We start from the raw sequence: 14,803 nt of genomic DNA, 5'->3' as shown, positions 1-14,803 counted from the left end.
TTGGCCTTACTGCACGGTCACGGCGACGGTGCGGCTGGTACCTTGACTGCTGGTGACGGTTGCCGTCGGGCTGGCGGTGGGGATCAGCGTGGTGCTGTTGCTGACCGTCAGGCGCCAACGGCCGGTGACCGGTACTGTGGTGGTGCCGAGGGTCTGCACCCCGGTGGTGGTGGTGACACGCACGGTGATGGTGTTGCCGGTGGTCACCGAGGAGGTGCCGCTGATATCCCAGTTGTAACGGTTGTTCGAGCGAGCCAGTACGGTGGCTGCAGTGACCGCGAAGGTTTCTGCCGCTGGGCGTGGCTGCACGTTGACCGTGACGGTTCCGCTGGGGGACACCGCACCGAGCGAATCACGCGCCTGGTAGGTAAACGTGGTGGTGAAGGCCGTCGGAACGCTGGCCGGTGGTGTGTAAGTGATGGTGGTGCCATCGCTGGTCACCGTGCCGCGACCCGGAGCCGGTTGCGAGAAGTTGGCCACCGCCAGCGGCAGGTTGCCTTCTGGATCGGTGTCGTTGGCCAGCACGTTGATGGTCAGCGGCGCCGCCAGAGTGGTGACGGTTTCCGGGTTGGCGGTCGGCGCCTGGTTGGGCGCGACATTGATGGTGACGTTGGTGACTGGCGATTTGAGGCCCTTGGCGTCCATGGCGCGGTAGCTGAAGGTGGCCACCAGTGGCTGGGTGGCACCGGCCGGTGGGGTATAGGTCACCTGGGTGCTGCCGTTGAGTACCACGCCACCCAGGCCGGTACCCGGCTGGGTCAGGTCGCTGATGCTCAGCGGCACGTTGCCGTCCGGGTCGCTGTCGTTCTGCAGCAGGTTCAGGGTCAGCGGCACGCCGACACTGGTGCTGCCGACATCGGCCTGGGCCAGCGGTGGTTTGTTCTCGGCCTCGACCGGCGCATTGCCGACCACCACCACGGGTTCCACGTCACTGCCGCCATGGGCGGATTTGACTGTCACGGTGGCAGGCGGCTGGTTCACGTCGTTGACCGTCAGGGTCTGCAAACCGCCGCCCTTGGACAGGCGGCCATAGCCCTGGGCGAGCATGTCAGGCAGCACGACTTCGTCGCTGGAGCGTGCTTCGATGACCAACTTCTTGCTGGCCCACTCGTAGCGCGCGGTGCTGATCTTGACCACGTCGATCGGTTTGCTCGACAGCGCGGTCGGCTGGGTGGTGGTGCCGTTGCTGGCGGTGACCACCACCACCGAGGGCGGTGCGGCCTGGCTCAACTGTTGGCTGAAGAACAGCCCGCGGTCGTCGGTGAGCATGTTGAACTGGCACGGTGAAGGCGGTGAGCCGACCAGCGCCAGACCGTTGCGCAGGCACAGGCTGGCGCTGGTCGGCGCCTTGGCGAATACCTCCACTCGGGTGCCGGTGCCGTTGCGCGAGTAGGTGGCCCGCTCCAGCGTCACCGGGGTTTGCGCGCGTCTGTCGAGGACCTTGCCGGAAAGCGTGAACAGGTTGGTCTCGATGGTGCCTGCAGGGCCCTGGATGCGCACGAAGTTGGTGCCGTTCGGGCTGCCGGTCACAGGCTCGGTGATGTTCGGGTCGCCGATGAAGGTTTCGACGGCGCCAGTATCCGGGTTGACCTCGGTATAGGCCGGGCCGTCCCGGTGCAGGAAGGGCCCGAGGGCGCCGTTGAGCGCACCGCTGAAGTTGCCCGGCGCGCCGATGCCGATATCGCGGGTGATGTTGATCGCCCGCCGTCCAGGCGCAGTGACGTTGACCGTCTCGACACCGTAGGGGTGGGTGATGGTATAGATGCCGGCGATGGGCACCGATACGCGGATGCGGATCCGGGCGAAGCTCTGCTGGTCGCCATCGACCGGGTTCTCGGCCGCGAAGGCCGCCTCCAGGCCTGCGACGTAGGCGTCCAGTTCGTAGCCACTGTTGCCGATTGCCGGGATGGTGGCCTCGGCCAGGAACCAGAACATTTCCGGTGGCCAGTTGTTGGGGAACACCAGCGGCAGGGCATCGTCGTAGACGCCCGGTTCCGGCAGCAGGGTGCACATGTAGGAAGGTGCGCCCGGTGCACCTGCGACCCGTGAACTGGTGGCGCGCGACTGGCACAGTTCCAGCGACTGGTTGTTGGCGTCCTTGTACCACAGCGGGTAGCCACCGGTGGCGAAGGTGTAGGGGCCTGGGTCGACCTCGGTGAGCTTGGCCCAGGCCGCGCTGGTGACAGTGAGGGAGAAACCGGCGGCTAACAACGCACGGCGTGGCCAAGTGTTCATGCTGCCTCCTTGAAGGCTGAGCCTTTGTCTGTTCATGGCACCAGCACCACGTCTTCGCTGTCGCTTCCGCCGTAGGCGCTGTCGACCTGCACCTTGGCCGGAGGGAGGGGCCTGGGGTTGGCGGTCAACGACTTCACCGCACCGTCACCACTGAGGTTGCCGAGGACTGTCCCGTTGCCGGTGCGCGCGGTGAGTGCGGGTGGTGACGTTTCGTCACTGCTGCTGGCGACCAGGGTCAGTTCGCCCCTGGCCAGGCTGTATTCGGCGCGGGTGATGGTGACCAGGTCGGTCAGCGGCAGGGCGGCGTTGGTTGCACTGCTGCTGGGGATCGCCACGCTGTTGTCGGCATTGATCTGCAGTACGGTGCCGGGGTCCGGGTTGATTGCCGATTGGGCATACCAGGTGCCGGTGCCGTTGGCTTCGGTCAGGGACAGGTTGGGGGTCTGGCTGGTGAGGGTGACGGTGGCAGGTGGAGGCGGCGCCAGCACGAACATGTCTTGCTGGGCGCGCAGGTCGCCGTTCTCCATGTGCCGCGAGTAGGTGCTGCGCTGAGGCATCAGCGGGGTGGGGCGGGCGATATCCGAGAGCTTGCCGGAGATGGAGAACAGCTCGGTGCGCAGGTCGATGCCGTTGGGGCCTTCGATGCGCACGAAGTTGGTGTTGAACGGGCTGCCGGTGACGCGCTCGTCCAGGTTGGGGTCGCCGATGAAACGCTCGCCGTTTTCAATGTAGGGGCCGTTGACGCTGCGCAGGAACGGGCCGACATCGCCTTTGAGTGCGCCACTGAAATCGCCTGCTCCGGCGATGCCGATGTCCCGGGTCATGTTGATCGCCCGGCGCCCGCCGGCCGGCACATCGAACACGTCGACACCATAGGGGTGGGTGATCACGTAGGTACCGGCGACCGGCACGTCGACGCGGATGCGGACTCGGGCGAAACTGACCTGATCGCCCTCGGCCGGCTCTTCGGCGGCGAAGGCTGCTTCGATCGCGGTGCCGAAGCTCAGGTCGATGCCGCGGGCAGCGTCGACGATGGCGGCGTCGGCGGTGAACCAGAAGGCTTCATCCGGGAAGTTGGTGGGGAAGACGATGGGCTGGGTGTCGTCGAACACGCCGGGGGTGGGCAGCAATGTGCACATGTACGCGGGGGCACCAGGGGCGCCGGCGACACGTGAGCTGACGGCCTTGGTCAGGCACAGGTCGAGGGTGCGGCCATGGGAGTCCTGGTACCAGGCGGCGAACTTGCCATTGGCTTGGATGTAGGGTCCGGGGTCGACGGCGTACAACGCAGCCTGGGCCGGGAGCTGGAGCATGCTGGCGAAGATCGCTACAGCAAGCGGTTTGGGTAGCGGTCGGTGCATGAGTCTATTCCTCCTGCAAACGGGCCCATGGACTTGGGGCGTTTGGCAGAAGATCGGCAACAGCCGTGCCAAGTTTTTAAAATGAAGCTGCAGGCCTTGTACGGTATGGGTTTGAGGTTGGCTGCAGGGTGGCTGCGGGCCTTCGGCGTATGGGGGCAGTCCCCCAGGATTGGGGGTTTGGGTTGACGGTGGGGCATGCCTTGCTCGCCCGATCCTTGTGGGAGCCGGCTTGCCGGCGATGAGGCCGGGGCGGGCACCAGCGGATGAACTGTCTGTTCGGGCCCTATCGCCGGCAAGCCGGCTCCCACAGGTACGGCGCAGCTTTTAAAGCTTGTGAGCAAGGCGATCTTCACGGGTGACGCCCAGAGAAAACTCCCGCACACTGCGGGAAAAAATCCCAAGCCCGTTGCCCCTTACCGTGAGGCGGCACAGCTGGAGTAGAAAATGGCGCGACAATTACCCATAACAAACGCCCAAGACCCGCTGCACGAATCCCGCCAGGCCCGCCTGCGACTGGCCAGCGAAGGCGAGCTGCCGTTGGGCATGCTGCGCGACGAAATCGACGCCTCCTGGCGCCGCAGCCTTGGCCATGGCCTGGATTGCCTGCAGGGCGAACAGGTCGGCCTGGGCCTGCAGCAAGGCCACGACCTGCGCACCCTGCTTGAACGCAACCGCCTGCTGATGGACGCCGTCACCCCCGAGCTCGACTACCTGGTCGCACGCCAGGGCAAGGCCGGCATCATCATCCTCGGCGATGCCCAGGCCAACGTGCTGGCCATCGAAGGGCAAAAGCACGTGCTCGAACGCGAAGGCCTGCGCGACCTGCACCCCGGCAGCTGCTGGAGCGAATCGCTGCGCGGCACCAACGCCATCGGCACTGCCGTGGTCGAGGGGCGCCCGACCCTGATCAACTGCGGCGAACATTACCTGGACCGGCTCAGCCCGTTCTCCTGCACCTCGGTGCCGCTGCGCGACCCGCATGGCGAGGTGATCGGCGTGCTCGACATCACCCGTGAAGGGGTGATGGCGCAGCCCCAGGACAGCCTGTCGATGCTGATGCTGGCCGCCAGCAATATCGAGAGCCGGATGTTCAGCCTGTGCCACCCGCAACACCTGGTGCTGGCCTTCCACAGCCGCCCGCAATACCTCAACAGCGCCTGGCACGGCCTGCTGGCGCTGAGCCTGGATGGCGAAGTGCTGGCCGCCAACGACAATGCCTGCCAGTTGCTGCAGGTGTCACGCCAGGGCCTGCTCGGCCGGCGCAGCAGCGACCTGCTGGGCGAGCGTTCGCCGGCCTTCATCGCACGCCTGTGGCAGGGCGGGGTGAGCAGCGTGCAGACCGCCAAGGGCGAGTTCTTCTTCCGTGCCTTGCAGCTGCCGCGCCACAGTCAGATCAATGGCGCCAGCGCGCCCGCCAAGCCGACCCTGGCCAACAAGTCGCCGGCGCTGGAGGCATTGGCCGGTGGCGATGCCCGCCTGACGCGCAACCTGCGCATGGCTCGCCAGGGCCTGAGCAGTGGCCTGCCTGTGCTGCTGCTGGGCGAGACCGGCACCGGCAAGGAGGTGGTGGCGCGAGCCCTGCACCAGGCCGGCCCGCGGGCCGACAAAGCCTTTGTGGCGGTCAACTGCGCGGCCATCCCGGAGGGCTTGATCGAATCGGAACTGTTCGGCTACCGCGACGGCGCCTTCACCGGCTCTCGCCGTGGTGGCATGGTCGGGCGGCTGATGCAGGCCCACGGTGGCACGCTGTTCCTCGACGAGATCGGCGACATGCCGCTGGCCCTGCAGGCGCGCCTGCTGCGGGTGCTGCAGGAGCGCCGGGTCGCGCCGCTGGGCGCGGGCGACGAGCAGGACATCGACGTGGCGCTGATCTGCGCCACCCACCGCGACCTCAAGCGCCTGGTGCAGGACCAGCACTTCCGTGAAGACCTGTACTACCGGGTCAACGGTGTGTCGCTGCGCCTGCCGGCGCTGCGCGAGCGCGATGACCTGGCATCAATCATCGAAGGTCTGCTGGACAAGGCGGGGGCCAAGGGTGTCAGCCTCGACCCGGCCCTGACCGCGCTGCTCGAAGGGTTCGACTGGCCGGGCAACATCCGCCAGCTGGAAATGGTGGTGCGTACCGCCCTGGCCATGCGCGAAGACGACGAACAAGTGCTGACCCTCGACCACCTCACCGACTGCCTGCTCGATGAGCTGGCCAGCGGTACCGCGCCTTCCGGGAGTTTGAAGGACACCGAGCTCGAGCTGATCCGCAACGCCCTGGCGCGCCACCAGGGCAATGTCTCGGCGGCCGCCGAGGCGCTGGGCATCAGCCGGGCGACCTTGTACCGCAAACTCAAACAGTTGCGCGGCTGACATGGGCGGCTTGTTCTCAAGGCTGGTGGAGTCCAGCGACCCTGTGCTCATGCGCCAGGCCCTGGCCTGGCTGTATGGTTTCGTGCGCCCGCAGCGGCGTGCCATCGGCGTGTTGCTGGGGCTGTCCCTGGGCGCATCGCTGCTCGCCCTGGCACAACCCTGGCTGGTCAAGACACTCATCGACGAGGGCCTGCTGGCCAAGGATTACCAGACCCTCTGGCACATGGCGGCGATCATGATCGTCGCCGGCCTGCTGGGCACTGTGCTGGCGGGCGTCAACCGCTACCTGCACACGCGGTTGTCCGGGCGCATCCTGTTCGCCCTGCGCGACGACCTGTATCGCCACCTGCAACGGCTGTCGCCGACCTTCTACGGGCGCCGGCGCACGGGTGACATCCTGTCCCGGCTGGATGGCGACGTTGCCGAGATCCAGCGCTTCGCCGTGGATTCGCTGTTCTCGGCGGTGTCCGCGGTGATCGGCCTGGTCGGTGCGGTGAGCCTGATGCTGATGCTGTCCTGGCAACTGTCGCTGCTGCTGGCGCTGCTGATCCCGATCGAGGTGCTGTGGCTGCGCTGGATGCGGCGCAAGGTCGAGCGCGAGGTGCGCAGCCTGCGCGAGCGTTCGGCGGATGTCTCGTCGTTCCTGGTCGAGACGCTGCCGGCGATGAAGTTCATCCAGGCCGCCGGCCAACAAGACCGCGAAGCCGGACGCCTGGATCAGCTGGGCCAAGGCTACATGCGCCAGCTGCTCAAGGTGCAGGTCACCGAGTTCTTCACCCAGGCGATCCCCGGCACGCTGACGTCGTGGTGCCGTGCCTGCGCGTTCCTGGTGGGCGGCTGGTGGGTGATCCAGGGCACCTGGCAACTGGGCGCCCTGATCGCGTTTTCCACCTACATGGGCATGGCCGTCGGCCCGGTGCAGAGCCTGTTGGGGCTGTATGTGGCGGTGCAGCGCATGGCGGTGAGCCTGGGCCGGGTGATGGAGTTGAAGCAGGAAACCGTGGCGGTGCACGAAGCGCCTGCGCCTCGGCCGATGCCGAAGGGGCCAGGCGAGCTGCGCCTGGAAGGTGTGCGCTTTGCCCATGACGGCCGCCAGGGCGCGGTGCTGGACGGTGTGGATGCCTGCCTGCCGGGCGGCCTGAAGGTGGCCATCAGTGGTGCCTCGGGCGTGGGCAAATCGACCCTGATCGACCTGTTGCAGCGTTTCTACGACCCGGATGCCGGGCGCATTTTGCTGGACGGCGCCGACTTGCGCGAGCTCGACCTGGCCGCCGTACGCCAACGCATCGCGGTGGTCAGCCAGGACATCGTGCTGTTCCGTGGCACCCTGGCGCAGAACCTCGCCTACGGTGCGCCCGAGGCCAGCCGCGAGGCGCTCGAGCAGGTGGTGCGGCTGGCCCATCTGGATGCCTTGCTAGAGAGCCTGCCGCTGGGCCTGGACGGGCTGCTCGGTGAGCGCGGCCAGCAGTTGTCCGGTGGCCAGAAGCAACGCATCGCCATCGCCCGCGCGGTGCTTCAGGCGCCGTCGATTCTGGTGCTGGACGAAGCCACCTCGGCGGTGGACGAAGCCACCGAGCGCGAAGTGATTGCAGCCATCGACGAATTGTTCGCCGGGCGCACGCGCATTCTCATCAGCCACCGCGCCTCGACCCTGGCCGATGCCGACCTGCGCCTGCACCTGCAGGACGGGCAGTTGCGGGTGCTGCCTCAGGAGGCCATCAAGCATGGTCGATGAAGTACGGGTCGGTCTGGTCGACAGCGGCTGCACGCAGGCGCAGGCCGAAGGTATGCAGGCGGCTCGCCGGTTTTGGCTGGAAGAAGGTGTGCTGCGTGAAGGCGAACTGCAGCCGGATCGCCTGGGCCATGGCAGTGCCGTGCTGGAACGTCTGCATGCCGAGGCGGGCAGGGTGCCGCTGCTGCTGGCCCAGGTGTTCGGCGAACAGGGCAGCACCAGCGCCTTGCAGGTGGCCGCGGCCTTGCTGTGGCTGGCCGAGCAGGGCGCCACGCTGATCAACCTCAGCCTCGGGCTGCAGCAGGACCGCCCGGTGCTGCGCCAGGCCTGCGCCGAGGTTCAGGCCGCGGGCGTGCTGCTGTGCGCGTCGAGCCCAGCCCAAGGCGCGGCGGTCTACCCAGCCAGCTACCCCGGGGTGATCCGCATCACCGGCGATGCTCGCTGCGCGCCGGGCCAGTGGTCGTGGTTGGGCAGTGCCCAGGCCGACTTCGGCGGCCATGCCGGCGAACGCAGCATGGCCGGCGCCAGCCTCGGCTGTGCGGCCGTGGCCGGGCGCATCGCCGCGCTGCTGCAGCGACAGCCCGGCCTGGAGCGTCAGCAGGTGCTGGCCTGGATGCAGGCCCACGCCAGCTTCATCGGCCCGGAGCGGCGGGGGGCAGGGGATGCCTGAGCCCCGCATTCTGGTGCTGGGCGCCGGCCCCGCCGGCGCGGCCACTGCGCTTGGCCTGCGCCGCCTGGGCTACCCGGTTACCGTGGTTTCCGACTGGAGGCGTTTTGCTGCGCTCGAAGGGGTTTCCCAACGGGTCCTGGAGGGCCTGCGTAACGCAGGCCTGGGCGCCGCCTTGGCAGAGGCCGCGATGCCGGCGACCCGCGAGGTGCGCTGGAACGGCCAGCAGCTCAAGCTGAATCAGGAATTTCTGCTCGACCGGCAGTGCTTCGACCGTGCCCTGCGTCATGACCTGGAACGGGCAGGGGTGTCCGTGGTCGGGGGACGCGTTCGCGAAGTCACCCGCAAGGGGGTGTACTGCATCAGCCTGGACGACGGGCAGGTGCTGCAGGCCGAGTTCCTGGTCGAAGCGCGTGGCCGCCAGGCACCGCTGGCGGCGGACCGCCTGCGCGGCCCAGAGACCGTCAGCCTGCTGAACCTCTGGCAGGGCGAGCCTGGTGCACCGGCATCGGCCGTGGAAAGCCTGGACGAGGGCTGGGCGTGGATGGCCAGGCGTGCCGATGGCCGCTGCTACTGGCAGATCACCCTGGATGCCGCCGGGTTGCCGGGCAAGGCCGGGCTGCCTGAATACTGCGCCGAGCGTCGTCGTGGTTCGGCGTTGGTGGCCGAACTGTTCGGCGCCCGTGCGCGGGAACCTGCGCAAGTGCATGCCCGCAGCAGCACGGCGATCCTCGCCGGCGAGTGCGTGGGGGATGACTGGATACGGGTGGGGGATGCCGCCATGGCGGTTGACCCATTGTCGGGGAATGGGATTTTCCAGTCGTTGTCTTCGGCGTTGCAGGCGCCTGTGGTGGTCAATACGCTGTTGCGCAAGCCTGAGCGGGCGGCGCTGGCACAGCGCTTTCACCAGCAGCGGGTCGAGCAGCTGTTCCTGCGTTTTGCGCGGATTGGGCGAGATTTCTATGGCCAGGAGCAGACGCGTGCGGGGCTGGCGTTCTGGGGCCGACGTCGGGGTTGGCCGGATGCGCAGCCGCTGCACCTGGATGCGGATTGGGCGGCGGTGCGGGTGGAGAAACGGCCTGTGTTGCGGGATGGTCTGGTGGACGAGGCCGAGGTGGTGGTGACGGCGGATCAGCCGTTGGGGATCTGGCATTTGCAGGGCGTGGCGCTGGCGCCGGTGGTGCGGGGGCTTTGCAGTGGGCAGGGCATTGAAGAAGTGTTGAAGGATCTGCCTTTGCAGCAGCAGGGGATGGTGCGGCGGTGGCTGGTGGAGCAGGGGTATGGCTGAGCGTTTGGTCTGGCTGTGCCGGCCCTATCGCCGGCAAGCCGGCTCCCACAGGTACTCCACAGCCAGTGAGACTTGCGCTGTACCTGTGGGAGCCGGCTTGCCGGCGATAGGGCCGGTACAGTCAACCCATCAGAGCTTGATAAGCACCGACTTCAGCTCGGTGTAGTGCTCGATCGCCGCCGCCCCCATCTCACGCCCCACCCCAGACATCTTGTACCCCCCAAACGGCAGCGCCGGGTCCAGCGCGCTGTGGCAGTTGACCCACACCGACCCCGACTTGATCCGCGGAATCATCCGATGCACCGCCGCCAAATCATTGGACCAGATGCTCGCCCCCAACCCATACGGGTTGTCGTTGGCCATGCCGATCACTTCATCAAGGTCATCGAACGGCATCGCCACCAGCACCGGGCCGAAGATTTCTTCCTGCACCAGGCGATGACGCTGGTCGACATCGACGATCACCGTCGGCTTGACGAAGTACCCCGGGCCAAACCCTTCGCCACCGCAGGCAATGGTCGCGCCCAGCTCGCGGCCCAGCTCGATGTAACCGGTGACCCGGTCCTGCTGCTTGGCCGAGATCAACGGGCCCATCTGCACCGACGGGTCCAGGCCGTTGCCCAGCTTCATACCGTTGGCGATGCCAGCGATGTCCGCCACCACGTTGTCGAAGTGCTTGCGGTGCACGTACAGGCGCGAGCCTGCGCAGCACACCTGGCCCTGGTTGAAGAAGATCGCCGTGGCGGCGCCGGCGGCGGCCTGCTGCAGGTCGGCGTCGGGCATGACGATGGTCGGTGACTTGCCGCCCAGCTCAAGGGTGACGCGGGTCATGTTGTCCATCGCCGCCTTGCCGATCAGCTTGCCCACTTCGGTGGAACCGGTGAAGGTCAGCTTGTCCACCCCGGGGTGGCGGCTCAGTGCGGCGCCGGCGTTCAGGCCGGTGCCCGTGATGACGTTGAGCACGCCGGCCGGGTAGCCGGCTTCATCCACCAGTTCGGCGAGTTTGAGCACGGACAGCGGGGTTTCGTCAGCCGGCTTGAGCACCACAGTGCAGCCGGTGGCCAGCGCCGGGCCGAGCTTCCAGCAGGCCAGCAGCAGCGGGAAGTTCCAGGCGACGATGGCGCCCACCACGCCCACCGCTTCGCGGCGCACGAACCCATGGAACTGATCGTTGGGCATCAACGGCATCGACGCCTCGACGGTGCTACCCTCGATCTTGGTGGCCCAACCGGCCATGTAGCGCAGGAAGTCGACGGCCAGCTGCACGTCCATGACTTTGGCCACGGCGGCACTCTTGCCATTGTTGAGGCATTCCAGCTCGGCCAGTTGCTGCGCATCGCGCTCCATCAGGTCGGCCAGGCGCCATAGCAGGTTCTGCCGCTCGCGCGGGCGCATCCGGCTCCAGGCCGAGTCGTCGAACGCCTGGCGCGCAGCGCGCACGGCGCGGTCGACGTCTTCGGCTTCGGCGGCCGGCACTTCGCCGAGCACCTCGCCGGTGGCCGGGTTGCGGAACGACAGGGTGCGACCGCTGGCGGCGTCCTGCCAGTCGGCGCCGATGCGCATCTTCAGCTTGCGCTCGAGGAAGGCGCGGGTGGCGGGCAGGATGGGCAGTTCGGAAAGCATGGGGCGGTGCCTCTTGTCATTGGATGTGGCGGGGGCTGGCGCAATGGCCGTGCCAAGGTGGTGCAATGGGCGCAAAGGCCTGTGCTGCCTTGGGTTTGCCCGAGTGCAAGGGTGCGATTGCGTGGTTGCGCTGTTGCACTTTGAGACGGTGTGAGACGGTGGTGAAACAGTGACTGTGAGGGCCAATCGCCGGCAAGCCGGCTCCCACAGGAACGCCACAGGGCTTGAGGGCTGTGGGGTACTTTGTGGGAGCCGGCTTGCCGGCGATGGCCTGCGCAGCAGGCCCTGTCTCAACCTGATACACCCTGTCGCGAAATGGCACGGTCCTACTCGGCCCCAGTCAGCGCACAACGGCCTTCAAAACCCCTTAAACGCCTGAAATACAACGATTTCACAGCATGTGGCACAGTTTCTGTATCACAACTGTCACATGCACACCTGCTGTACCAAAGCGTGCGAAAACGATAAGAACAACACCGTGGAGGTCTGACCTTGAAGACGACTCGACTCCGGCAGCATGCGGGCAAACTGGCGCTTGTCGCCGCCGCACTGCTGGGCACCCAGGCCATGGCGGCCGAACAGGGCCCGAGCCTGTTGCAGAACAAGTGCATGGGGTGCCATACCCCCGAGGGCAACGATACCTACAGCCGTATCAGCCATCAGCGCAAGACGCCCGAGGGCTGGCTGATGAGCATCGCCCGCATGCAGGTGATGCACGGCCTGCAGATCAGCGACGACGACCGCCGCACCCTGGTCAAGTACCTGGCTGACAAGCAAGGCCTGGCGCCGAGCGAGACCGACGGCGTGCGCTACGCCATGGAGCGCCGGCTCAACACCGTCGAGCACTTCGACAGCATGCTCAGCGAAACCTGCGGCCGCTGCCACTCCGGGGCCCGCGTCGCCCTGCAGCGCCGCCCGGCGCAGGAATGGGAGCACCTGGTCAACTTCCACCTCGGCCAGTGGCCGTCCCTCGAATACCAGGCCCAGGCCCGCGACCGCGATTGGCTGAACATCGCCCTGACCCAGGTGGTGCCGGAGCTGGCCAAGCGCTTCCCGCTGGAAAGCCCGGCCTGGGCCGAGTGGCAGAAGGCCAAGCCCAAGGCCGATGCCTTGCCGGGGCAGTGGGCCTTCAGCGGCCACATGCTCGCCAAAGGCGACGTGCGCGGCGTGATGACGGTCAGCCCCGACCAGGGCGACACCTTCAAGGTCGACGTCAAAGGCACCTACGCCGACGGCACGCCGTTCAACGGCAGCGGCACGGCGATTCTCTACAACGGCTATGAATGGCGCGGCAACGTCAAGGTCGGCGAGGCCAACCTGCGCCAGGTCTTCGCGGCGCTCGATGGCGAGATGAAAGGCCGCATGTACGAGGCCGATCACGATGAGCGCGGGCTGGACTTCACCGCTGTGAAGGAAGGCAAGGCCCGCCTGCTGGCGGTGCAACCGGCGTTCATCAAGGCGGGCGGCGAAAGCGAGATCACCCTGGTGGGTACTGGCCTTGACGGCAAACCGGACCTGGGCGCAGGTGTCGAAGTGACCGAGGTGCTGGAGCAGACCCCGACCCTGGTGCGGGTCAAGGCGCGTGCCGCCGCCGATGCCAAGCCAGGCCAGCGTGAAATCGCGGTCGGGGCGTTGAAGGGCGTCAACCTGGCGGTCTACGACAAGGTCGAGGAAGTCAAAGTGGTGCCGGCCTTCTCCATTGCCCGTATCGGCGAGAACGGCGCTTCGGTGCCAAAAGTCCAGGGCCGTTTCGAGGCCGAAGCCTGGGGCAAGGACGCCAGTGGCCAGCCGCTGCGCATCGGCTACCTGCCGGCGACCTGGAAGGTCGAGCCGTTCAACGAGCGTGCGGTCGAGGACGAAGACGTCAAGTTCGCAGGCCAGATGCAGGCCGACGGCGTGTTCGTGCCAGGCGGCGCAGGCCCGAACCCGGCGCGCAAGATGATGACCAACAACGCCGGCAACCTGAAGGTTATCGCCACCCTGGCTGACGGCGGCCAGACGGGCGAGGGGCACATGATCGTCACCGTTCAGCGCTGGAACAACCCGCCCTTGCCATAAGGGCCGGTTACCCAGCGCACATCTAACGGATCGATTACTCGGAGGTCGCCATGGGCGCACTACTGAACCTGGTCGAGCGCAACCTGCACGAAGTGCAGGTCGACGCTGACCGCATGCTGTTCCATATCCCCAGCAGTTCGCTGTTCGCCACCGATGCGGTGACCGGCAGCATCATCGACACCCTGCGCCAGCAAGGCTGCAGCGCCGAGGAGCTGACCCAGCGCCTCGGCCAGCAGTTCGCCGGGCAGGACATCCAGGAAACCCTGCGCGAGCTGATCGCCCTGGAGCTGGTCAGCGACGGCTCGCCGCTGACCCCGGAAATCGCCCTCAAGCAGGTCGAGCGCACCGCACTGAACACTGTGGTGCTCAACGTCAACACCGGCTGCAACCTGAGCTGCACCTATTGCTACAAGGAAGACCTGGACAAGCCATCGGCGGGCAAGAAGATGAGCACCGCCACCGCCGAAGCCTCGGTGGAGATGCTGCTCAAGGAGTCGCCCGACGAGCAGCGCTACAGCGTGGTGTTCTTCGGCGGCGAGCCGCTGTCCAACCGGCCGCTGATCGAACACATGGTGGCCTACTGCGAGCGGCGTTTCGCCGAGGCGGGCAAGCAGGTGGAGTTCATCATGACCACCAATGCCACGCTGCTCACCGAAGAGATCGTCGACTGGCTGAACGCCCACCGCTTCGGCCTGTCGGTGAGCATCGACGGGCCCAAGACCGTGCACGACCGCAACCGCATCACCGTGGGTGGGCAGGGCACTTATGACGTGGTACGGCGCAAGGCCGACATGCTGCTGTCGCGCTACACCAGCCGCCCGGTCGGCGCGCGGGTGACCCTGACCCGCGGCATCACCGATGTCGAGACCATCTGGAACCACCTGTTCAACGAGATGGGCTTCGCCGAAGTCGGCTTCGCCCCGGTCACCTCCGGCGACATGTCCGACTTCAACCTCACCGGCGAAGAACTGGTCGAGGTGTTCGCCAACATGAAGGCGCTGGGCCGGCGCTACCTGGAAGCTGCGCTGGAGCACCGCAACATCGGTTTCTCCAACCTGCACCAGCTGATCACCGACATCCACGAGGGCCACAAGAAGGCCCTGCCGTGCGGCGCCGGGCTGAAAATGCTGGCCGTGGACCACGAGGGCGAGCTGAACCTGTGCCACCGCTTTACCGGCTCCAGCCTGCCGACCTTCGGCAACGTGCACCAGGGCGTCAAGCAGGCGCAGCTCAACGACTTCCTGTCCCAGCGCCTGGACCGCAGCAATACCGGCTGCGAGAGCTGCCGCATCCGCAACCTGTGCTCCGGTGGCTGCTACCACGAAAGCTACGCGCGCTACGGCGACCCGCAGCACCCGACCTACCACTACTGCGAGCTGATGCGCGACTGGGTCGACTTCGGCATCGAGGTCTACAGCCGCATCATGGCCGCCAACCCGGCCTTCATCGATCGCTACATCACTCCGCGGAAGGCGCACTGA

9 protein-coding genes are annotated in these 14,803 nt (G+C 66.9%); 6 read left to right on the top strand and 3 right to left on the bottom strand.

What is annotated here, in order from left to right; all coding sequences use genetic code 11:
• Positions 1-6 precede the first annotated feature (6 nt).
• Complete coding sequence (locus ACIPZB_RS14685; protein ID WP_400641006.1) at positions 7-2,235, bottom strand: Ig-like domain-containing protein; 2,229 nt, start codon at positions 2,233-2,235, stop codon at positions 7-9.
• 32 nt (positions 2,236-2,267) lie between these two features.
• The gene (locus ACIPZB_RS14680) at positions 2,268-3,596 is read right to left on the bottom strand and encodes a hypothetical protein (RefSeq protein WP_008097354.1); all 1,329 of its coding nucleotides are present in this window, start codon (positions 3,594-3,596) and stop codon (positions 2,268-2,270) included.
• 444 nt (positions 3,597-4,040) lie between these two features.
• Here ACIPZB_RS14680 and ACIPZB_RS14675 point away from each other — a divergent pair, with 444 nt between their 5' ends.
• The 4 genes from ACIPZB_RS14675 to ACIPZB_RS14660 are packed head-to-tail and all read left to right on the top strand — an operon-like array spanning position 4,041 to position 9,641.
• Positions 4,041-5,954, top strand: coding sequence for a sigma-54-dependent Fis family transcriptional regulator (locus ACIPZB_RS14675; RefSeq protein ID WP_400641003.1), 1,914 nt, complete (start codon positions 4,041-4,043; stop codon positions 5,952-5,954).
• 1 nt (position 5,955) lies between these two features.
• Positions 5,956-7,689: an ABC transporter ATP-binding protein gene (locus tag ACIPZB_RS14670; RefSeq protein ID WP_400641001.1), complete on the top strand. Its 1,734-nt coding sequence runs from the start codon at positions 5,956-5,958 to the stop codon at positions 7,687-7,689.
• The gene (locus ACIPZB_RS14665) at positions 7,679-8,356 is read left to right on the top strand and encodes a peptidase S8 and S53 subtilisin kexin sedolisin (RefSeq protein WP_400640999.1); all 678 of its coding nucleotides are present in this window, start codon (positions 7,679-7,681) and stop codon (positions 8,354-8,356) included. The genes ACIPZB_RS14670 and ACIPZB_RS14665 overlap by 11 nt, the downstream gene beginning before the upstream one ends.
• Complete coding sequence (locus ACIPZB_RS14660) at positions 8,349-9,641, top strand: NAD(P)/FAD-dependent oxidoreductase (RefSeq protein WP_400640997.1); 1,293 nt, start codon at positions 8,349-8,351, stop codon at positions 9,639-9,641. The genes ACIPZB_RS14665 and ACIPZB_RS14660 overlap by 8 nt, the downstream gene beginning before the upstream one ends.
• 129 nt (positions 9,642-9,770) lie before the next feature.
• On the opposite strand, the gene ACIPZB_RS14655 is transcribed toward ACIPZB_RS14660, so the two are convergent.
• Positions 9,771-11,264, bottom strand: coding sequence for an aldehyde dehydrogenase family protein (locus tag ACIPZB_RS14655; RefSeq protein WP_400640995.1), 1,494 nt, complete (start codon positions 11,262-11,264; stop codon positions 9,771-9,773).
• A gap of 492 nt (positions 11,265-11,756) precedes the next feature.
• Here ACIPZB_RS14655 and peaA point away from each other — a divergent pair, with 492 nt between their 5' ends.
• Together peaA and peaB are read left to right on the top strand one after the other, a co-directional pair.
• Positions 11,757-13,322: a quinohemoprotein amine dehydrogenase subunit alpha gene (peaA, locus tag ACIPZB_RS14650; RefSeq protein ID WP_400640993.1), complete on the top strand. Its 1,566-nt coding sequence runs from the start codon at positions 11,757-11,759 to the stop codon at positions 13,320-13,322.
• Between the two features lie 50 nt (positions 13,323-13,372).
• Positions 13,373-14,803 carry a quinohemoprotein amine dehydrogenase maturation protein gene (gene peaB, locus ACIPZB_RS14645; protein ID WP_008091710.1) on the top strand — a complete coding sequence of 477 codons (1,431 nt, stop codon included), beginning with the start codon at positions 13,373-13,375 and terminating at the stop codon, positions 14,801-14,803.

The sequence above is a fragment of the Pseudomonas sp. NPDC089396 genome (assembly GCF_044749545.1).
GTDB lineage: Bacteria > Pseudomonadota > Gammaproteobacteria > Pseudomonadales > Pseudomonadaceae > Aquipseudomonas.
This window is presented reverse-complemented; position numbering and strand designations above follow the sequence as displayed.